The organism is Ferrovibrio sp., assembly GCF_046297595.1.
Taxonomy (GTDB): domain Bacteria; phylum Pseudomonadota; class Alphaproteobacteria; order Ferrovibrionales; family Ferrovibrionaceae; genus Ferrovibrio.
The window spans coordinates 370337-389509 of record NZ_JBKBHT010000003.1; the positions used below are offsets into that span (position 1 = coordinate 370337).

The 19173-nt window shown below is 63.8% G+C and carries 18 protein-coding genes; 11 read left to right on the forward strand and 7 right to left on the reverse strand.

The annotated features are described in order from the left end of the window. The first annotated feature begins 3 nt into the window (after nucleotides 1-3). Genes cysD through ACK4FJ_RS10730 form a run of 3 tightly spaced genes read left to right on the forward strand, consistent with a single transcriptional unit; the run spans nucleotide 4 to nucleotide 3515 of the window. Complete coding sequence (cysD, locus tag ACK4FJ_RS10720) at nucleotides 4-804, forward strand: sulfate adenylyltransferase subunit CysD (RefSeq protein WP_409766226.1); 801 nt, start codon at nucleotides 4-6, stop codon at nucleotides 802-804. Nucleotides 805-814: 10 nt separating this feature from the next. Further along, complete coding sequence (gene cysC, locus ACK4FJ_RS10725) at nucleotides 815-2701, forward strand: adenylyl-sulfate kinase (RefSeq protein ID WP_409766228.1); 1887 nt, start codon at nucleotides 815-817, stop codon at nucleotides 2699-2701. A 40-nt stretch (nucleotides 2702-2741) separates the two neighbouring features. Further along, nucleotides 2742-3515, forward strand: a complete 774-nt coding sequence (locus tag ACK4FJ_RS10730; RefSeq protein WP_409766230.1) for a sulfite exporter TauE/SafE family protein — start codon at nucleotides 2742-2744, stop codon at nucleotides 3513-3515. A gap of 26 nt (nucleotides 3516-3541) precedes the next feature. On the opposite strand, the gene hspQ is transcribed toward ACK4FJ_RS10730, so the two are convergent. Together hspQ and ACK4FJ_RS10740 are read right to left on the reverse strand one after the other, a co-directional pair. Further along, the gene (hspQ, locus tag ACK4FJ_RS10735; protein WP_409766232.1) at nucleotides 3542-3874 is read right to left on the reverse strand and encodes a heat shock protein HspQ; all 333 of its coding nucleotides are present in this window, start codon (nucleotides 3872-3874) and stop codon (nucleotides 3542-3544) included. 52 nt (nucleotides 3875-3926) lie between these two features. Then, nucleotides 3927-4679, reverse strand: coding sequence for an SDR family NAD(P)-dependent oxidoreductase (locus tag ACK4FJ_RS10740; protein ID WP_409766234.1), 753 nt, complete (start codon nucleotides 4677-4679; stop codon nucleotides 3927-3929). Between the two features lie 107 nt (nucleotides 4680-4786). Here ACK4FJ_RS10740 and ACK4FJ_RS10745 point away from each other — a divergent pair, with 107 nt between their 5' ends. Together ACK4FJ_RS10745 and ACK4FJ_RS10750 are read left to right on the forward strand one after the other, a co-directional pair. Next, nucleotides 4787-5302: a PAS domain-containing protein gene (locus tag ACK4FJ_RS10745; RefSeq protein WP_409766236.1), complete on the forward strand. Its 516-nt coding sequence runs from the start codon at nucleotides 4787-4789 to the stop codon at nucleotides 5300-5302. Next, nucleotides 5274-5873, forward strand: coding sequence for a DUF924 family protein (locus ACK4FJ_RS10750; RefSeq protein WP_409766237.1), 600 nt, complete (start codon nucleotides 5274-5276; stop codon nucleotides 5871-5873). Before ACK4FJ_RS10745 ends, ACK4FJ_RS10750 begins: the two co-directional genes overlap by 29 nt. On the opposite strand, the gene ACK4FJ_RS10755 is transcribed toward ACK4FJ_RS10750, so the two are convergent. Then, complete coding sequence (locus ACK4FJ_RS10755) at nucleotides 5848-6594, reverse strand: winged helix-turn-helix transcriptional regulator (RefSeq protein ID WP_409766239.1); 747 nt, start codon at nucleotides 6592-6594, stop codon at nucleotides 5848-5850. The two genes, ACK4FJ_RS10750 and ACK4FJ_RS10755, sit on opposite strands and share 26 nt — an antisense overlap. A gap of 160 nt (nucleotides 6595-6754) precedes the next feature. Here ACK4FJ_RS10755 and ACK4FJ_RS10760 point away from each other — a divergent pair, with 160 nt between their 5' ends. Next, the gene (locus ACK4FJ_RS10760; RefSeq protein ID WP_409766241.1) at nucleotides 6755-8818 is read left to right on the forward strand and encodes an alpha/beta fold hydrolase; all 2064 of its coding nucleotides are present in this window, start codon (nucleotides 6755-6757) and stop codon (nucleotides 8816-8818) included. Nucleotides 8819-8838: 20 nt separating this feature from the next. On the opposite strand, the gene ACK4FJ_RS10765 is transcribed toward ACK4FJ_RS10760, so the two are convergent. Both ACK4FJ_RS10765 and ACK4FJ_RS10770 read right to left on the reverse strand, forming a co-directional pair. After that, nucleotides 8839-9447 carry a DNA-3-methyladenine glycosylase I gene (locus tag ACK4FJ_RS10765; protein WP_409766243.1) on the reverse strand — a complete coding sequence of 203 codons (609 nt, stop codon included), beginning with the start codon at nucleotides 9445-9447 and terminating at the stop codon, nucleotides 8839-8841. A gap of 17 nt (nucleotides 9448-9464) precedes the next feature. Then, complete coding sequence (locus ACK4FJ_RS10770; RefSeq protein WP_409766245.1) at nucleotides 9465-10337, reverse strand: YgfZ/GcvT domain-containing protein; 873 nt, start codon at nucleotides 10335-10337, stop codon at nucleotides 9465-9467. 103 nt (nucleotides 10338-10440) lie between these two features. Between ACK4FJ_RS10770 and ACK4FJ_RS10775 the strand changes: the two genes are divergently transcribed. From ACK4FJ_RS10775 to ACK4FJ_RS10795, 5 genes are all read left to right on the forward strand, one after another. Continuing rightward, a complete protein-coding gene (locus tag ACK4FJ_RS10775; protein WP_409766247.1) occupies nucleotides 10441-11397 on the forward strand; it encodes a glycosyltransferase family 9 protein in 957 nt (318 codons plus the stop codon). 1 nt (nucleotide 11398) lies between these two features. Further along, complete coding sequence (locus ACK4FJ_RS10780) at nucleotides 11399-12166, forward strand: glycosyltransferase family 2 protein (protein ID WP_409766249.1); 768 nt, start codon at nucleotides 11399-11401, stop codon at nucleotides 12164-12166. A gap of 4 nt (nucleotides 12167-12170) precedes the next feature. Continuing rightward, nucleotides 12171-13508, forward strand: a complete 1338-nt coding sequence (locus ACK4FJ_RS10785) for a dihydroorotase (protein WP_409766251.1) — start codon at nucleotides 12171-12173, stop codon at nucleotides 13506-13508. 158 nt (nucleotides 13509-13666) lie between these two features. Beyond that, complete coding sequence (locus ACK4FJ_RS10790) at nucleotides 13667-14653, forward strand: radical SAM protein (RefSeq protein ID WP_409766253.1); 987 nt, start codon at nucleotides 13667-13669, stop codon at nucleotides 14651-14653. A gap of 63 nt (nucleotides 14654-14716) precedes the next feature. Further along, nucleotides 14717-15430 carry a class I SAM-dependent methyltransferase gene (locus ACK4FJ_RS10795; RefSeq protein ID WP_409766254.1) on the forward strand — a complete coding sequence of 238 codons (714 nt, stop codon included), beginning with the start codon at nucleotides 14717-14719 and terminating at the stop codon, nucleotides 15428-15430. Nucleotides 15431-15442: 12 nt separating this feature from the next. On the opposite strand, the gene ACK4FJ_RS10800 is transcribed toward ACK4FJ_RS10795, so the two are convergent. Both ACK4FJ_RS10800 and asnB read right to left on the reverse strand, forming a co-directional pair. Continuing rightward, nucleotides 15443-17227 (reverse strand): TylF/MycF/NovP-related O-methyltransferase, encoded by a 1785-nt coding sequence (locus ACK4FJ_RS10800; RefSeq protein ID WP_409766256.1) that lies wholly within the window; start codon nucleotides 17225-17227, stop codon nucleotides 15443-15445. Then, nucleotides 17224-19026, reverse strand: a complete 1803-nt coding sequence (asnB, locus tag ACK4FJ_RS10805) for an asparagine synthase (glutamine-hydrolyzing) (protein WP_409766258.1) — start codon at nucleotides 19024-19026, stop codon at nucleotides 17224-17226. Before asnB ends, ACK4FJ_RS10800 begins: the two co-directional genes overlap by 4 nt. Nucleotides 19027-19173: the final 147 nt, after the last annotated feature.

Genomic DNA, 19173 nt, shown 5'->3' on the forward strand with positions numbered 1-19173 from the left:
GTCATGCACGACGATCTCGACCAACTCGAAGCCCAGAGCATCTACATCCTGCGCGAGGCCTACAGCCGCATCCGCCCATTGGCCATGCTGTGGTCGCTGGGCAAGGATTCCAATGTGATGATCTGGCTGGCCAAGAAGGCCTTCCTGGGCCGCGTGCCGTTTCCGGTGGCGCATCTGGATACCGGGCTGGAATTCCCCGAGACCTATGCCTTCCGCGACCGCTATGCCCGGGAATGGGGGCTGGAACTGATCAAGGATTCCTGCCCGCCGCTGGAAGCCACCGACCCCACCCTGCCGCATAACTCGCGCATCGCCGCGCGCAAGACGCTGGGCCTGAAAGAGGCCATCGCCAAATACCAGTGGAAGGGCGTGATCGCCGGCATCCGGCGCGACGAACAGGCCACGCGCGCCAAAGAACGCGTGTTCAGCCCGCGTGGCGATGACGGCGCCTGGGACTTCCGCGACCAGCCGCCCGAATTGTGGGACCATTTCGCGTCCGAGTTGCCCGAGGGCGTGCATATGCGCATCCATCCCCTGCTGCATTGGACCGAGCTGGACATCTGGCGCTACATCCAGCGCGAAGAGATTCCGGTGGTACCGCTGTATTTCGCCAATGATGAAGGCAAGCGCTTCCGCTCCCTGGGCGAGATCGGCATCACCTTCCCGATCGACAGCCGCGCCGCCAATATCGAGCAGATCATCGCCGAGCTGGAAGTAACGCGCGAACCGGAACGCGCCGGTCGAGCCATGGATCACGATTCGGAAGATGCCTTCGAGCGGCTGCGCGTCGCCGGCTATATGTAAGGACCGCGCCATGAGCGTTATCGATCTCGCCATCCACCCGAAGGCGGCCGGCCTGCAGAAGGGCCGCGCCTTCCCCATCGTGATCGTCGGCCATGTCGACCACGGCAAATCCACCCTTGTCGGCCGCCTGCTGCACGACACGGATTCACTGCCCGCCGGCAAACTGGAACAGCTGAAGGCCGTGTCGGAAAAACGCGGCCTGGATTTCGAATGGTCGTTCCTGCTCGACGCACTGCAAGTGGAACGCGACCAGGGCATCACGGTGGACACCACACAGATCTGGTTCACCACCCAGCGCCGCCGCTATGTGATCATCGACGCGCCCGGCCATAAGGAATTCCTGAAGAACATGGTGACCGGCGCGGCCCAGGCCGATGCCGCCATCCTGGTGGTGGATGCCGCCCAGGGCCTGGCCGAACAGACGCGGCGCCATGCCTATTTGCTGCATTTGCTGGGCATCCGTCAGGTGGCGGTGGCGATCAACAAGATCGACCTGATCGACCATGACGAAGCCCGGTTCCAGGCCGTGGCCGAATCCGTGCGCAACTACCTGGCCGATATCGGCATCGAGGTCGCCGCCCTGGTGCCGGTTTCGGCGCGCACCGGCGACAACATCGCCACGCACAGCGCGCAGACCGGCTGGTATCGCGGTCCGACCCTGATCGGTGCGCTGGATGCCTTTGGCGCACGGGCCGTGCCGGTGGAACAGCCGCTGCGTCTGCCGATCCAGGATCTTTACCGCCTGGACGACCGCCGCGTGGTGGTGGGCCGCATCGAAAGCGGCCGCCTGAAGGTGGGCGAGCGCATCCGTTTTGCGCCGCTGGGTCGCGAGGCCGTGGTAGCCAGCCTGGAAAGCTGGCGCGGCAATGCCAGTCATCACCAGCCGCGCGAGGAGGCCATCGCCGACGACAGCGTCGCCTTCACGCTGGACGAGGATGTGTTCGTCGAACGTGGCGTCTTGGCCAGCCACCCGGACCAGGCCCCACGCGAGGCCAGTCGCATTGCCGTGCGGCTGTTCTGGCTGGACAAGGCACCGCTGAAACCCGGCGACCGCCTGACGCTGAAAATCGGCACCACCGAACGCGAGGTCGAGATCGAGGCGATCACCGAGGCGCTGGACGTGGAATCCTTAAGCAGTGCCGATGCTGCGCAGATCGAACGCAACGGCGTGGCCCGCGCGATCCTGCGCTGCCGCCGGCCGCTGGCGCTGGATCTCTACGATGCGCTGCCGCGTACCGGACGCGGCGTGCTGATCCGCGGGCCGCAGATCGCCGGCGGTCTGGTGATCGAGGACGTATTGCAGCAGGCCACCCCGGCCACCGTGGCCGTGGATTCGAGTGTTACCGGACAGGACCGCGCCGCCGTAAATGGTCATCGTGGCGGGGTGCTGTGGCTGACCGGTTTGTCGGGCGCTGGTAAGTCGACTCTGGCAATGGCGGCGCAGGCGGCATTGTTCGCGCGCGACCGCCAGGTAACGGTGCTGGATGGCGACAACCTGCGCCATGGCCTGAATCGCGACCTGGGATTCTCGGATGCCGACCGTGCGGAGAATATCCGTCGTATCGCCGAAGTGGCGAAGCTGATGAGCGATGCCGGCCTGATCGTGCTGGTTTCCGCCATCAGCCCGCTACAACAGCAGCGCGATCATGCGCGTACGATCATTGGCGAGAACTTCCACGAAATTTTTGTGCAGGCCGATCTTGCGACCTGCGAGGCGCGCGACCCCAAGGGCTTGTATAAGCGCGCCCGTGCCGGAGAAATTGCCGGTTTCACGGGCATCTCGGCGCCTTATGAGGCGCCACGGACACCACAGTTGACACTCGACACCACGCAGTGCGCCCTGTCGGAAACGGTGCAGACTCTGGTAGACTATGCCCTGCGCAGCTTTGCTGCGTGATATTTCTCCGGTTCAAGCGTTACCGTAACCAGGAGGCGGCGTGGATTTCGATCTGGCGCTTTTTGCCGCTGTAGGCTTTGCCGCACAGCTTATCGATGGTGCCATCGGCATGGGCTATGGCGTGATCGCCAGCAGCGTGCTGGTGGCGACCGGCCTGCCGCCGGCGGTGGCCAGCGCCGCCGTGCATGTCACCAAGATTCCCACCGGCATTGCCTCGGCCCTGTCGCACTGGAAGTTCGGCAATATCGACTGGGCCGTCTGCCGCCGCCTGATCCTGCCCGGCATCGTGGGCGGCATCGTCGGCGCCAGCGTGATCGCCTTGCTGCCGCTGAACGTGATCCGGCCGCTGGCCGCGCTGTATCTGGGCGTCATGGGCATCGTGGTGATTCTGCGCGCCATGCGCTGGCACGGCTTTGCTCCGGTTGCCATCGACGCGCCGAAAGGCCGGCCCGGCATCGTCGGGCTGTTCGGCGGCCTGTTCGATTCCTTCGGCGGCGGCTGGGGCCCGATCGTCACCACCAGCCTGATCATGCAGGGCCGCGATCCGCGCAAGGCCGTCGGTTCAGCCAACACGGCGGAACCCGTCGTGGCCGCCGTGCAGGCTGCGGTGTTTTCCTTCTGGCTGGGCGCGGCCACGCTCACCACCATCGGCAGCACCGCGCTGGCGATCATGATCGGCGCCCTGCTGGCCGCGCCGGTAGCGGCCTTCCTGGTCAACCGTCTGCCCGGCCGGCTGATTGCCGGCGCCGTGGGCATCGTGCTGATCGGCATCAACATGCCGACCCTGATCATGCTGATCGGGAAACTTCTGTAGCGACCCGCCTGATTATATTCGCCTGATCACATCCGCGGTGCCGCGCGCCAGTGATAGCGGCCGTCGCGGAAGCCGGCGAAATACTTGCCGATATCGGGATGGTTCACCGGGCCGGCCTCTGAATCGGGCAGCAGGTTCTGCTCCGAGACATAGGCGACATAGGATGATTGCGCGTTCTCGGCCAGCAGATGATAAAAGGGCTGGTCCTTGCGTGGGCGCAGGTCGGGGGGGATCGACTGCCACCATTCTTCGGTGTTGCTGAACACCGGATCGACGTCGAAGATCACGCCGCGGAACGGAAACAGCCTGTGGCGCACCACATCTCCGATGGCAAATTTGGCAACCCGGGTTTCGGGCATCGTCTTCCCCGCATACTCACTCAACAGGATACTCACTCAACAGGATACCGACTCAATAGGTCGCGCGGCCGCCGCTCAGATCGAACACCGCACCGGTGGTGAAGGAATTCTCCGCCGACAGCAGCCAGGCCACCATCGCCGCGATCTCATCCACCGCCACGAAGCGGCCGCGTGGTATCTTCGATAGCATATAGTCGATATGGGTCTGCGTCATCTGGTCGAAAATCGCGGTTTTCGCCGCCGCCGGGGTGATGCAGTTCACCGCGATGTCCTGTCCGGCCAGTTCCTTGCCCAGCGACTTGGTCAGCGCGATCACCCCGGCCTTGGCCGCCGAATAGGCCGAGGCATTGGGGTTGCCTTCCTTGCCGGCGATGGAGGCGACATTGACGATACGGCCATAACCGGCCGCCTTCATCAGCGGCACCACGGCACGGCAGCAATGGAACACCCCGGTCAGGTCAATGGCGATCACCTGGTGCCAGTCGGCCAGCGGATACTGATCCAGTGGCGCATTCGACCCGGCGATGCCGGCATTGTTGACCAGCAGATCAATGCCGCCCAGCGCCGCCCCGGTCTTAGCCGTCGCCTGCTCCACGCTGGCCCAGTCGGTGACGTCCACGCTCACCGCCTCGACGCGGCCCAGCCCAGCCAGGTCGCCGGCCACGCGGGCGGCCAGCGCGGCATCGCGATCCCAGATCGCAACCGATGCCCCGGACCGCAGCAGGCGTTCGGCCACCGCGCGGCCGATGCCCTGCGCCCCGCCAGTCACCACTCCGCGCCGGCCCTTCAGATCAATGGCATTCATTTGAGTCTCTCTTCCCTTGTTCCCACCGCAGGCTAGCAGACCAAACTGTCATCATGACAGCCTTTGCAGGCCAACGCCGTATGCCTAATCTGGCCTGGGGAATCGGGATGCAGATCGCGGAACGCACAGTCGATACGGAATGGCCGGAAACACTGCCGGCGCCGCTGGAGCGGTTTCACGCCTACTGGCAGAACCTGCGGCGACGGGCCGGACGCGTCCCGCGCCGTCGCGAGATCGACCCGCTGGAAATCCCGCGCGGCCTGCTGCCGGGGATCGGCATCTTCGACTGGCTGCCGCAGACCGGCGGGGCGATCCGCATCCGCTACCGCCTGCTGGGCGACAACCACATACGGGCGATCCAGCGGAATCTGAGCGGCTGCTATTTCGATGAGGTGCATGCCCCCAACACGGTCGCCGCCCTGCTGGCGGAGTATGCCGGCATCCTGGCCAGTGGGGAACCTGCCTATGTGCGGCGCGCCACGCCTCTGCCCAATCATGAATTCGCCGTATTTCAACGCATCATTGCTCCCCTGCTGGACGAACAGGACCAGCCGCGCCATCTGATCGGCTACTGGCTATGGGAAAATCTGGGCAATGAGCAACGTTACCGCAGCACCCTCTGACATCACTGCCGATATCGTGTTGGATTTCTGGTTCGATCGTGGCGGCGCCGAAGCGCTGAAGCCGCGCAAGGTGTGGTGGGAGAAGAACCCGGCCTTCGACGAGGAGATTCGCCGGCGCTTTGGGGCGGCCGTGGAGCATGCGCTGGACGGCGGCTATGAGGCCTGGGCCGGACAGGCCGAGGGCGCGCTGGCCCTGATCATCCTGCTCGACCAGTTTCCGCGCAACCTGTTCCGCGGCAGCGCCAGGGCCTTTGCCGGCGACGAGCGGGCGCGCGCCGTTGCACGGCAGATGACGGACAGAGGCCACGATATCGGCCTGCCGCCGGTGATGCGGCAATTCGCCTACATGCCGTTCGAGCACAGCGAGGCGTTGGCCGACCAGGATTTCAGTTGCCTGTTATTCGCCGCGCTTGAGAAGGACCTGCCGGGCCACGACATTCTGGACTTTGCCGAACGGCATCGCGCCATCATTGCGCGCTTCGGCCGCTTTCCGCATCGCAATGCAGCGCTGGGCCGCGACAGCACGCCGGAGGAAACCGAATTCCTCAGGCAGCCTGGATCGTCGTTCTGATCGATTCCGGCGGCACGAGGGTCGAAACCGTGGCGAAATGCGGCTGGGGCGGCTCGGTGATTCCGAAACGCTCCATGAAATAATCGAGCGCATCACCGCTACCGCCAATGTCCACCTCGCCGGCCCGGCGCGCCTGCCGCAGACTTTTGAGGCCATGCACGACGCGGAAGAAATCCAGCAGGTCGGCATCGATGGTGAGATCCACCTCGAAACCCATATCCGTGTAGCAGAGATCCACCTCGCCATCGCGCAGGATCATCCACCATTGCCGCAGCTTGTGGTCCCGGCTGGGGACGTTGCGGAAACGGAAATGGAAAACGAAATTCAGGCCGCGCGACGCGTCGCCCATCAGCGCATTGCGCATCGACCACATCAGATGCGTGACATTGCGGTCTTCCGCATCGACATACGGCACGCGCCAGTCAGTGCCCCAGTACCCCAGCAGGTCGATCAGCGGCCGCAATGCATCGCCGGCCGGCGTGAGGCGATAGATATGGCCGCGCTGGCCCTCGGCGCGGATCCGCAGGATCAGGCCATCCTGCTCCATCTCGCGCAGGCGACGCGCCAGCAGGCTGCGCGCCATCAGCGGCACGCCGTTCTGGATATCGCTGAAGCGTTCGCTGCCGCGCATGAGTTCGTAGAGGATCAACGGCGTCCAGCGTCCGGTGATCACCTCGGCGGCTTTGGCGACCGGGCAGAAGGAACCATATCGATTGGCCATGCCGGATTCTTACCGCGGCGCCCCTGCAACTCAAAGTTCCAAATTGATACTTCAGCCGCGATCACGCGGACGTCATGGTGCGCCCCGAACCAGGGGGCAGCGAATGACCGGGACGCGTACGGAGCAACTCGATACATCGAGAGAAGCACATACATTTAGTGTGCTTCCATCTGGCTTTTCCGTCGGCTGCGGCGATACGGGGCATGGCCGGCCCGTCGCGCTGCTGCATTGTTCGGGTGCCAGCCGCACGCACTGGGACAGGCTGGACAAGGCCTGGTCCGCCATCGCGGACAAGCCGCGCCGCATGCTGTGTCCCGAACTTTTCGGCTGCGGCCAGACCGGCCGCTGGCCCAACCGCCGCCCCATCACGCTGCAGGATCATGTGCATCTGGTCGCTGGGATGCTGGCCAGGGCGGGCGAACCGGTCGACCTGGTCGGCCATTCCTTCGGCGGCGCCGTCGCCCTGCAATTCGCCCATATGTTCCCCGAGCGGGTGCGCACACTGACGCTGATCGAGCCATCGGCCTTCTTCCTGCTGCGCGACGACGGCCCGGAGGCGGATCATCTGTTCGCCGAGGCGGCAAACCTGGCGCGTGTGGTGCGAAGCGGCGCCATGAGCGGCACGCGCCAAGCCCGGCACGACACCATGGCGTTTTTCATGGACTACTGGAACGGCGCCGGGAAATGGGCCGCTCTGCCCCCGCCGGCCCAAGACGCGATGGCAGAGATGACCGACGTGATCGCCCAGGACATCTTCGCCGTGTTCGCGGAAGCGACCCGCCTGCCCGATTATGCATCGATCACAATTCCGACATTGCTGGTCAGCGGCGGTCGCTCGCCCGGGCCGGTCAACCACATCGTACGGCGGCTGGAGGCGACCATCCCGAAGGCGCACCGCGTCTGCATCGAGGATGCGGCGCACATGATTCCACTGACGCATGCCGGGGAACTGGCAGCATTGCTGCACGAGATGCAGGCCGGCACCGGCCGCGGCGCGGTTCCGAATTGGAACTTTAGGCCGGCCCGAGCCGCAGGCATTGTGCCGCCCTCAACCGAATCCCGAGGAGGAGTTCACCCCATGAATGCGCCACTGACTGAACAGCGCAAGATCGCCGCGGCCAGCGGCAGCCCGGTGGAGCGCGTGCGTTCGCTGGCCGCTGGTTTCGCCCGCCGCGCCGCCGATTACGATACCCATGACCGTTTCGCCGCCGAGAATTTCGCCGAGATCAAGGCCGCCGGCCTGCTGGCCGCTGGCGTGCCGGCCGAACTGGGCGGCGGCGATGCGTCCTATCGCGACATGAGCGAGATGCTGCGCGAAATGGCGCATCATTGCAGCGGCACGGCCCTGGCCCTGGCGATGCACACGCATCCGCTGATGGCCAATGTCTGGCGCTGGCGCCGCGAAAAGGCGCCGGTGGAAGGCCTGCTCAAGCGCGTGGCAGCCGAGAACCTCATGCTGCTGTCGACCGGCGGCAACGACTGGCTGAACGGCTCGGGCAATGCCGAGGCTGTGGACGGCGGCTATCGCATCTCGGCGCGCAAGCGTTTCGTCAGCGGTGCCGAAGCCGGCGACCTGCTGATGACCATGGCGATCCATGGCGATACCGTGCTGCATGCCGGCGTGTCGATGAAGGCCGAAGGCGTGCGCATCGAGCAGACTTGGCGCACGCTGGGCATGCGCGCCAGCGGATCGCAGGACGTGGTGCTGGACAAGGTGTTCGTGCCCGAAGCCGCCATCGCGGTGAAACGCCCGGCCGGCGTCTGGCATCCCTTCTTCCATCTGGTGAGCATGGTTGCCTTCCCGCTGATCTACAGCGTGTATCGCGGCGTGGGCGAGCGGCTGCGCGACGAGGCCGTCGCACTGGCCTCGAAGCGCCGGCTGGAGGGCGACGCGCAGCTGCAGGTCGGCGCGATGGAAGCCGCACTGGCAGCCGTCGTGGCAGCGCATGAAAAGATGGTTGACATCGCCGACCATGCCACGCCCGGACCGGAAACCTCGGCCATGGTGATGACCCTGAAGCGGACCATGACCGACAGCCTGCTGACGCTGGGCAATGCGGCGCTGGATGCCGCCGGCGGCAGCGCCTTCTATCGCGTGAATACCGTGGAGCGGCTGTTCCGCGACCTGCAGGCCGCACGCTACCACCCGCTGACGACCCTGTCGCAGCAGCGGCTGGCCGGACGGTTGGCGCTCGGACTGGATGCCGACGGCCGCGCGGCCTGACACGGGATAAGCTGAAGCGCCTAGCGGCGCTTCAGCTTCTTCACCGCCTGGTGGCGGTGACAATCGACGATGTGGTCGTTGACCATGCCCACCGCCTGCATGAAGGCATAGACAATGGTGGGCCCGACGAAGGTGAAGCCACGCTTGCGCAGATCCTTCGAAATCGCCTGACTGACGGGCGTTTCGGCGGGCACCTGCTTCAGGCTGGCCCAGGCATTCTGTTTCGGCTTACCGTCCACGTAATTCCACAGATAATTGGAAAAGCCGTCTTCCTTTTCCATGATCTGCAGCCAGCCGCGCGCATTCAGCACGCTGCCCTCGATCTTGGCCTTGTTGCGCACGATGCCGGCATCCTGCATCAGGGCATCAAGCTTCTTCGGTGTATAGCGCGCGATCTTCTCGGGCTGGAAGCCGTCGAAGGCTTTGCGGAAATTGTCGCGCTTGCGCAGGATGGTGATCCAGGACAGGCCGGCCTGGAAGCCGTCGAGGATCAGTTTCTCGAACAGCGCGCGGTCGTCGTATTCCGGCACGCCCCATTCGGTGTCGTGGTAATGCATGTAAAGCGGATCAGTGCCGCACCAGCCGCAGCGGCACAGGCCATCCTCGCCCTGTGGAACAGACTTCACCATGCAGCGCCCCCGCAGCCTTATGCCTTGCCGCCGTCCGGCGGCGGACCGGCATAATCGGGGCGACGCACACGCAGCGCAAGGCCGCCGGCTTCCAGTTTCTTGCCTTCCGATTGAGCTTTGGCCACTGCCTCCAGCCGCAGCAGGGCAAGGCCGGTGCCGTTCAACGAGGAGCGCAGCTCACCGGCCTCGGCACCATCAAGCATGACCAATGTGCCGGCCGGCGGCAGGACTGCACCGTTCTCTGTCTGCACGATATGAAGCTGCTTCTTCACCAGGCCGCGATACTTGGTACGTGCGGTCAGTTCCTGGCCGATATAGCAGCCCTTCCTGAAATCGACGCCATGGAGCGCCTCGAAATGGTTTTCCAGCAGGATGCCCTTTTCGACCTCGATGTCGCGGGCGCCATCGGGCACACCCAGCGCAAGCCGATACGCCTCATAGGCCGTGTGATCGGATACCGGCTCCAGCGGCGGGGCATTGGCTGGCGCCCATATCCGCCATCCCAATGCGGGAAGACGCGGATCGACGAAAGCGGGCGATCCGGCCAGTCCCGATGGCACATCCCCGAAGACCGCAAAACAGCGGAAATGCTCGACAGGCTGGATTCCGACCTTTGTCCGCAGGCGATACAGCGTCAGACGGCGCTGCAGGTCCGGCAGACGGTCGGCCGTCACGTCCAGCAGCAGGCCGGGCCCTGCCGGGTCGGGCGTGACGAAGAAATCATGCAGGAACTTGCCCTGCGGCGTAAGCAGGGCCGTATAGGCGGCCTGGCCGGGCTGCAGCCCGATTACGCTGTTGGACACCAGCGCATTGAGAAAGCCGGCAGCCTCCTCCCCCTGCAGGGACAGCAGGGCCCGCTCGGGCAGAGCAACGCAGGTGCAATCGGCCATGAATCCTCCGGTTTTCGGCCCCTCTGAGGTATGGGAGAGCCGACGGCTTGGCAAGGGCAGGCCACCCCCCTATAACCGGCCAAACCCTTAAAGCTGCGGGTCCATGCGCATCCTGTTCATCACCTCCAACCGGCTCGGCGACGCCATCCTGTCCACCGGATTGCTCGATTCGCTGCACCGCCAGCTTCCCAAGGCGCGTTTCACCATCGCCTGCGGCCCGGCCGCCGCCGGGCTGTTCGCGGCCATGCCCAATCTGGACCGCGTGATCGTGATGCAGAAAAGGCCCTGGGCGGGGCATTGGTGGGAATTGTGGAAACAGGTTGCAACCACGCGCTGGTGGCTGATCCTGGACCTGCGTGGCTCAGGCATCGGGCAATTCCTGCTGGCGCGCCGGCGCCGCACCTTCCATGGCTCGGGCTCGCGCATGCACAAGGTGATTGTGCTGTCGCAGATCCTGAAGCTGAAGGAGCCCGCCGCGCCGAAGGTATGGATCGGCGCCGAGCATGAGAAGGCCGCCGCCGCGCTGTGGGCCAACGATGGCCGGCCGGTGCTGGCTCTGGGCCCCACCGCAAACTGGGGCGGCAAGATCTGGCCCGGCGACCGTTTCGCAGACCTGGCCCTGCGCCTGACCGCGTCCGATGGCATCCTGCCCGATGCCCGTATTGCCGTGTTCGGCGGCCCGGGCGAGGAAGCGCTGGCCGCCAACACGCTGAGGCACCTGCCGCCGGAGCGCACCATCGATCTGGTGGGCAAACTTGACCTGCCGACCATCTCGGCCGCCATGCGGCGCTGCGACTTCTATATCGGCAACGACAGCGGCCTGATGCATCTGGCGGCGGCGAGCGGTGTGCCGACGCTGGGCCTGTTCGGCCCCAGCCGCGAAGACACCTATGGTCCCTGGGGCGAAAAAACCGCCGCGGTACGCACCGACCTGAGTTTCGACGAAATCATCAAGCAGCCAGGTTACGACCACCGCAGCCACGACAGCCATATGCTAAGTTTGAGCGTCGACAAGGCGCAGCGCGCCGCCGAGCATCTGTGGCGCTATTCGCGGGACTGAAATGAGCGGACCCAAACTCTCCGCGCTGGTGGTGGCGCATAACGAAGAGGCCCAGCTGGCCGACTGCCTCGAACGGCTGGCCTTCGCCGACGAGATCGTGGTGGTGCTGGATCGCTGCACCGACCGTTCGGTGGAGATCGCCGCGCAATTCAAGGCCCGCATCATCGAGGGCGCATGGCCGCTGGAAGGCCCACGCCGCAATACCGGCATCGAAGCCTGCACCGGCGACTGGATTCTGGAAGTCGATGCCGACGAACGCGTGCCGGCCGAAATGGCGCACGAAATCCGCGACGTGATCGCCGCCGCCCCGTTCGGCCATATCCTGATCCCCTTCGACAATTACGTAGGCAAGCGCCTGGTGCGCTGGGGCTGGGGCGGCTCATTCGGCGTGATGATGGCGCCGCGCCTGTTCGCGAAAGGCGCCAAGCGCTGGGGCGAGCAGCGCGTGCATCCGGCCCTGGAGTTGAAGGGCGAGAAGCGGTTCCTGAAGTCGCGCATGATCCATTACGTGGACCGCGACATCACGGACATGATCGCACGACTGAACCGCTATACCTCGGCGCGGGCCGCCGATTTGCGGGCACGGGCCGAGGCCGGCGAGGATATCGGCAGCTTCCGTGCCAATGTGCGACGCGTCTTCAGCCGCTTCTACAAATGCTATGTTACCCGCAAGGGCTACCGCGAGGGGCAATACGGCTTCCTGATCGCCCTGATGGCTGGCCTTTATCCGCTGCTCAGCTATCTCAAAGCTACGCTGGAGAAGGAATGAGGCGATGCGCTACGATCTGGTGATCCGCAACGGCATGGTGGCCACCCCCAACGGGATCGAGGCGCTGGATATCGGCGTGAAAGACGGCCGCATCGTTGCGCTGGGCAGCCTCGGCCAGGCCGGTACCGCCGCCAGCTTCGATGCCAACGGCCTGACCGTGCTGCCCGGCGTGATCGACACCCAGGTGCATTTCCGCGAGCCCGGCCTGGAACACAAGGAAGACCTCGCCACCGGCACGGCCGCCGCCGCCATGGGCGGCGTGACCGCCGTGTTCGAGATGCCCAACACCAAACCGAGCACCGCCACGGCGGCCGAACTGGCCGACAAGGTGCAGCGCGGCATGGGCCGCACCCATTGCGACTATGCCTTCTATGTCGGCGCCACGGCCGAGAATGTCGAAACCCTGCCCGAGTTGGAGAAACTGCCCGGCTGCGTCGGCGTGAAATTGTTCATGGGTGCCTCGACCGGCGACCTGCTGGTGGCCGACGACGCCACGCTGGAACGTGTGCTGCGCCATGGCAAACGCCGCATGGCCGTGCATTGCGAGGACGAATACCGCATGCGTGACCGCAAGCACCTGACCGAGGTGCCGGGCGCCACGGCGCATCTGCATCCGGAATGGCGCGATGCCGAAAGCGCCCTGCTGGCCACGCAGCGTCTGGTGCGACTGGCGCGCAAGGTGGGCCGCCGCGTGCATGTGCTGCATGTCACCACCGCGCAGGAAATGGCCTGGCTGGCCGGCCACAAGGACGTCGCCACGGTGGAAACCACGCCGCAGCACTTAACCCTTGCCGCGCCCGACTGCTACGACCGGCTGGGCACATATGCGCAGATGAACCCGCCGATCCGCTCGGCCGAGCATCGTGCCGCCCTGTGGGAAGCCGTGCGCAACGGCGTGGTGGATGTGATCGGGTCCGACCATGCCCCGCATACGAAGGAAGAAAAGGCCAAGCCCTATCCGCAGAGCCCGAGCGGCATGCCCGGCGTGCAGACCTTGCTGCCGCTGCTGCTGGATCACATGAACCAGGGCAAGCTGACGCTGCAGCGCCTGATCGACCTGACCTCGGCCGGGGCGCAGCGGCTGTTCAACCTGTCGGGCAAGGGCCGCATCGCGCTGGGTTATGACGCCGATTTCACCGTCGTCGACCTGAAGGCCAAGCGGACCATCGAGGAAAGCTGGCTGAAATCGAAATGCGGCTGGTCGCCCTTCACCGGCATGAGCGTGACCGGCTGGCCGATGGCCACCATCGTGCGCGGCCAGTTCGCCATGCGCGACGGCGAACTGGGCCAGCCCATCGGCCGTCCGGTGCGGTTCCTGGACACGCTGCAGCCCGAGGGCTGATCCGGGCAGCGTTAACCCTCTGGAAAGACTGAGCTCCTAACCTGCGGGGTAAGTGCGGGTGACGAACCACCCGCCCTCGGTCTAGACTAGTCAGGACCAGACTGGCTAGGTCCAGACTGGCAGGCCGGCAGAAAGCCGGAAAGCCGGAGCATGAAGCCATGACCGCCCTGATTGCACCGACCGCGCTGCAGAAGCTGACCATCGAGATCACCACCCTGTGCAATCTCAAATGCGCAGGCTGTCCGCGCACCATGGGCATCGCCAATAACAGCTGGGTCGATCGCCATATGGACCTGGCGTTGTTCCAGCGTATCCTCGACACCCTGCCACCCACCGGCTTCGTGACCCTGCATGGCATCGGCGAACCCACCCTGCATCCGGAATTCGTCGAACTGGTCGCCATGGCCAAGAAAAGCGGCAAGTTCGGGAAGATGAAGGTGACATCGAACGGCATCACACGTTCGCCCGAATATTATGCCAAGTCATTTGCTGCCGGCCTGGATGAATTCTGGATCTCGATCGACAGCTTCGATCCGGTGATCGCCAACCAGATGCGCGCCGGCACCAAGGTCGAAAAGCTGCGCGAAAATGTCGCCGCCTGCCTGGACGCGGGTCTGCCGCTGCATGTCTCGATGGTGGTCAGCGCCGTCAACTACCGCGATATCCCGAACACGCTGCGCGAGCTGCACCGTATGGGCCGACCGCCGATCCATATGCAGGAATTCCAGGATTACGGCGAGCCCTACGGCCTGATGAACCAGGAACAGCGCGTCGAGTTCATCCAGCTGGTGCGTCAGGTGTTGCCGGAATTAGCCGGCCTGCCGATAGTACCGCCGAATTTCACCCGGCCGAAAGGCAGCATCTGCACCGCGCCATGGCTCCGGCCCGCCATCTCGGTGGAAGGCTATCTCACGCCATGCTGCACGACTTTCGACCCGTCGCATTTCGGTTATGTCGGCCTGGGCGAGATGTCTTTCGCCGAAGCATGGAAACAACCCTCGCTGCTGGGCTGGATCCACGAATTCCTGCATGACAACACTCCAATCTGCCACGGCTGCCCACTCAATCCGCGGGTCTTCGGCAATGAGGCGGCACTCGGCCGCTCGGGTAAGACCGGAACAGAGCTACATGTGGTGACGCAGTAAGTCATATCGCCGCCATTAAGCTTTCATCAAACCGCCGCCACGATCATCGGTCTGCCGCCCGCCTTGGCCGGGCAGGATTCCGGTCCCCCGCACAAGGACGACACCATGGCCCTCTCTCCTGCCGACCGGTTGTATTCCCTGGACACCACCCCGCCAGTGGATTACGAGCCGCCGCAGCCGATCGATTATGCCGGGGCCAGCCTGACCGAGCTGGCTGACCATTTCAAAACCGATAAGGGCAACATCAAGCACAACTATACGGCCGTTTACGAGACATACCTTTCCGGCCTGCGCGACCGCCCGGGCATCCGGCTGATGGAAATCGGCGTCGCCTGCGGCAGCTCGCTGAAAACCTGGGCTCGCTATTTCCGGGATGCAAAGATCGTCGGCATCGACATCCGTCCGGAATGCGCGACCCTGTGCCGGAACTACCCGAATATCCGCATCGAAATTGGCAATGCCACCCAGAAGTCGTTCGGCACTGACTGGGACATCATCATCGACGACGGATCACATGTCAGCGCCGACATCGTCGACGCATTCAACATAAACTGGCCGACGCTGAAATCCGGCGGGTTTTATTTCATCGAAGACCTGAAATGCACGCATAACCCGGATTATCCCAAGCTGCTGCCGTTCGACATCCCGCCGGAACGCTTCAACCGCGTCCACTTCCTGATGATGATCAACAATATTCTAACGCAGATGGACTGGCGTCGCAGCGACGTTGAGTTCGTGCACTTCTACCGCGAGATGGCGGTACTCAAGAAGAAATGACCCGCGGCGCCGTCAGCGCTTGATGAACAACCCCTGCCCGGTCGGGCTTTCCCAGACGATGTCGCCGCGCCGGGAAAAATAATCCAGCTCGGCCTCGTAACTGGGACGATGCCGGCGGAAGCCGTAATCGTCGAAAATGATCATCCCGCCGGGAACCAGCCGGTCGTATATGGCATCGAGGGTGCCGATCTCGGGTTCGGCCGCATTCAGGTCGATCTGCGCGAAGGCAACCCTCTCGGGCAGGCCCTGCGCGAAGCTGTCCGGCACCGCTCCCTTGATCACCCGGAAATTACCGAGCGGTTCGAACATAGCCCGCACCGTGTCGAACAGTTCCGGCCCATGGCCGGCCTTTCTGGCTTCCTTCGGCGGATTCTCAAACATGTCATAGAGCCACCAGGTCTTGCCGGCGACCTGGTCGAAGCCGCAGTAGCGCTGCATGATATCCACGGTGCGACCGTCGTAGCAGCCTATATCCATGAAGTCGCCGTCCAGCCGCAGGCAGCTCTTCGCCCCCCAGCACAGCATGTAGATGCGCCAGATACGGGCGCGCAGGGTCGGATTCTCGACATAAGGCGCGAAGGCGCTGATGAAATCCTGCTGCTGAAGGAACCCGGCATTACGGAACCAGACCACCATGTCGTCGACGGCGACGGCACCGCTATCCGGCCGGTTGATGCCCAGCATCTGGGTCATGCCGTGCATCAGGCCGGTAAATTGCTGGCGACCATCGGGCGTGTTGAACGGCGGGTTATTATATTCTTTGTTGAACAGGGCGAACATCGGCTTGATGTAGCCGGTCGGTGTCGGCACAGGCGCTGCTGCTGGCGCTGCCGTTATCGCCGGCCGATCGCGATACTCCTTGAGCCAGGCGAGCTGAAAACCCGCGATCATGTCGAGGCTGTCCTTGCTGCGGCCCTTCAGGTGCAGAACGTATTTTCGCTTCAGCACCTTGGGGATGTACTGCTCATTATGCCGCACCAGGAAATTGCACAGGCTGCAGGGCAGGTAGCGTACCAGAGCCCCGGCGATATCGCGGCTGTCGGTCTCGGATACCACGCCGGGAAAATGCGCTACGGCCGACAGCGAGAGCTGGCCGCCGCGCCAGCGCCGGATGTCGCGATATAGACCGATGATTTCCGGGTCCTCCCGCAACACCTCGTAGCTGGCAAGATAACGGTTGAAGAAGGCGCGCGCCTTCAGGCCGGGCCGATGGGCGGCGAGGATCACCCCCTCGTTGATCTTCATCATGCCGGGATCGTTGCGGAACGTGACGCCCACATCGAAAGGCAGACGGAACAGGGGCGCCAGCGGCCGATTGACGAAGGCGTCGCTATCCAGGAAAGCCGTGTGGCCGGCGAAAGCTGAAGACTGCATGTAAGCATTCGCCGCCACCACCCGCTCGTACATCAGGTGGGCCGGATCCAGCGGCAACCGCACCACCACCACATCAGGCGGCACGAAGCCGGTATCGTCGTTTTCGCCCACAATGAAGATGATCCGACAGTCGGGATTGAAGGCTTGTGCGACATGGAAGGCGTGCTTCAGCACCGGGCCGTAATCGATGTCGCCCTGGTCACCCTGGATGTCGACATAGTCGATCCGACGGGTTTCCTCGGTCAGTGCCAGATGGAATATCACCACGGTGAGCGGCGGCGCCGGCTGACCCGCCACCGCGGCATCGAACCTGGCCGCCAGCATGTCGACGCGGGCCGCCAGCGCGGGAGGCAGGCTGTCGGACACGCGGGCATTCGCGTAATCCATCAGACCTTCCATGGAATTGAAGGCACTGGTGCTCATAGCGGACAATCCACCGTGTCAACCCAACGCGCCAGCACAATCGTGGCCCAGATCGAATTGATGTTGGTGGGCACGCCCCTGAATAATCTGTCGAGCGCGCCGTCCCGGGCGGCAAAGAAGCGGGTGTCGGCAAGACGGCGATAAGCCGCCTTCAGTTCCGCTTCGATCCGCGGTTTGTTGTTGAAGAATACGCTGGCCGGCATGCCGAAGCCGCGCTTGGGCGCCAACGCGTGCTGCTCGGGCAGGTATTTCGCCAACAGGCGACGCAACGCCACTTTCTGGAGCTTGCCATCGGAGCACAGAGCCAGATTGGCCTTGCTAGCGGTCTTCATCATATCCGGCGACAGAAAGGGCGTCCGCGTTTCAAGGCCGTGCTGCATGCTCATGCGGTCGACCTTCGCCAGTACCGCGCCGGGCAGATAGGTATGGAAATCCAGCTGTCGCAAGGCATGCAGCGCCGGCCGTTCAGGATGCATGAAGAACGGCGCATAACGCTCGCAGAAACCGGTGACAGCCGCATATCCGACAGGGAAAGCGGTTCGCACGGCCTCGACAGGCGTCACCGGCAATCCCTTTTCAAGATAAGCCTGCACCATTGCGGCCGGTGCTGCTTCGCTTGCACTGTCCAGGGGCGGCGCCAGCAACGGATAGCGGCTATATCCGCCGTAAAGCTCATCACCTCCGTCGCCGGAAATCGCCACCGTGACATGCTGGCGGGTGAATTCGGACAGCAGGTAGGTCGGTACACAGCTGCGGTCACCGTTCGGCTCGTCCAGCAAATGACCGATGCGGTCGCAGATGCGGTCGAAATCGGCCGCTGTGAAGATATGCTCATAATGTTCGGTGCCAAGCTGGGCGGCAATGTCGCGGGCGGCTACATGCTCGGAATCCCGGTCGCCCTCGAAACCTACGGTAAAGGTCTTCACCTTCTGGCCGAGTTGTCTGGTCAGCAATGCGCAGGTCAGCGCTGAATCGACACCGCTGGAGAGAAACACGCCAAGTGGCACGTCGCTGTTAAGCCGGTTAGCCAGCGAGAGCGACAGCGCGCTTTCGACCGCATCAACATACCGGTCGGTATCCTGCGGCCCAACCTCGTTATCCTGGTCGATGGTGAAATCGAAATAGCGCTGAAGGTATTGGCGCCCATCCGCAAAAACCTGCAGGATCATGCCTGGTTCCAGCTTGCGCACTGGATCAAGGATGGCGTTCGAATCCGGCACGTAGCGCAGGGTGAAATACTGCGCCAGGGATTCTTCCGACAGACCGAAGCTGACGTCGGGAATCTGCAGCAGCGGGCGCAATTCGGACGCGAAGGCGAATAGCGCGTCGGTCGCAACATAATAGAGCGGTTTTTCCCCGGCACGATCACGCGCCAAGGTCAGGCAACGCGTCTCGCGATCATAGATCGCCAACGCGAACATGCCGTCGATGACGCGGAATATCCCGGTACCGATCTGCGCGAAGCTCGCCAGCAGCACTTCGGTATCGGTACCGGTGTGGAAGCGATGGCCCATCTTTTCGAGCTGGGCACGCAATGCGCGGAAATTATAGATCTCGCCATTGAAACTGACGACATAGCGGCCGTCAGCGCTTTCCATCGGCTGATGGCCGGCTGATGACAGATCGAGCACGCTCAAACGGGTATGGCCGAGATGGCACCGGTTCTCCGGATCGGCCCACTGACCGCGGTCGTCTGGCCCGCGATGGGTCAGCGCAGCGTTCATGCGGCCAATCAAGGCCTGTAACTCGTCCGGCGAGCGGCTGGACTTGAAATTCATGTACCCATTAATGCCGCACATTATCAGGCCTGACCCGCAGGATTTACAATAATCCAATATACGAATCGCATACTTAACAACGCGTAAAATTTCATCAGCTCAGGGAACCGGCATCGCGGGCTGCGCGGGTAAGCGATTTTTCACTTTTCCCATTCAACTTCATCCGAC

What these genes read in the sequence shown, in the direction of transcription:
- asnB (WP_409766258.1), bottom strand. Translation starts at nt 19,026, where the DNA reads ATGTGCGGCATTAATGGGTACATGAATTTCAAGTCCAGCCGCTCGCCG.
- ACK4FJ_RS10750 (WP_409766237.1), top strand. Translation starts at nt 5,274, where the DNA reads ATGAGCAACGTTACCGCAGCACCCTCTGACATCACTGCCGATATCGTG.
- ACK4FJ_RS10770 (WP_409766245.1), bottom strand. Translation starts at nt 10,337, where the DNA reads ATGGCCGATTGCACCTGCGTTGCTCTGCCCGAGCGGGCCCTGCTGTCC.
- cysD (WP_409766226.1), top strand. Translation starts at nt 4, where the DNA reads ATGCACGACGATCTCGACCAACTCGAAGCCCAGAGCATCTACATCCTG.
- ACK4FJ_RS10800 (WP_409766256.1), bottom strand. Translation starts at nt 17,227, where the DNA reads ATGAGCACCAGTGCCTTCAATTCCATGGAAGGTCTGATGGATTACGCG.
- ACK4FJ_RS10765 (WP_409766243.1), bottom strand. Translation starts at nt 9,447, where the DNA reads ATGGTGAAGTCTGTTCCACAGGGCGAGGATGGCCTGTGCCGCTGCGGC.
- ACK4FJ_RS10775 (WP_409766247.1), top strand. Translation starts at nt 10,441, where the DNA reads ATGCGCATCCTGTTCATCACCTCCAACCGGCTCGGCGACGCCATCCTG.
- hspQ (WP_409766232.1), bottom strand. Translation starts at nt 3,874, where the DNA reads ATGCCCGAAACCCGGGTTGCCAAATTTGCCATCGGAGATGTGGTGCGC.
- ACK4FJ_RS10745 (WP_409766236.1), top strand. Translation starts at nt 4,787, where the DNA reads ATGCAGATCGCGGAACGCACAGTCGATACGGAATGGCCGGAAACACTG.
- ACK4FJ_RS10740 (WP_409766234.1), bottom strand. Translation starts at nt 4,679, where the DNA reads ATGAATGCCATTGATCTGAAGGGCCGGCGCGGAGTGGTGACTGGCGGG.
- ACK4FJ_RS10790 (WP_409766253.1), top strand. Translation starts at nt 13,667, where the DNA reads ATGACCGCCCTGATTGCACCGACCGCGCTGCAGAAGCTGACCATCGAG.
- ACK4FJ_RS10785 (WP_409766251.1), top strand. Translation starts at nt 12,171, where the DNA reads ATGCGCTACGATCTGGTGATCCGCAACGGCATGGTGGCCACCCCCAAC.
- ACK4FJ_RS10780 (WP_409766249.1), top strand. Translation starts at nt 11,399, where the DNA reads ATGAGCGGACCCAAACTCTCCGCGCTGGTGGTGGCGCATAACGAAGAG.
- cysC (WP_409766228.1), top strand. Translation starts at nt 815, where the DNA reads ATGAGCGTTATCGATCTCGCCATCCACCCGAAGGCGGCCGGCCTGCAG.
- ACK4FJ_RS10755 (WP_409766239.1), bottom strand. Translation starts at nt 6,594, where the DNA reads ATGGCCAATCGATATGGTTCCTTCTGCCCGGTCGCCAAAGCCGCCGAG.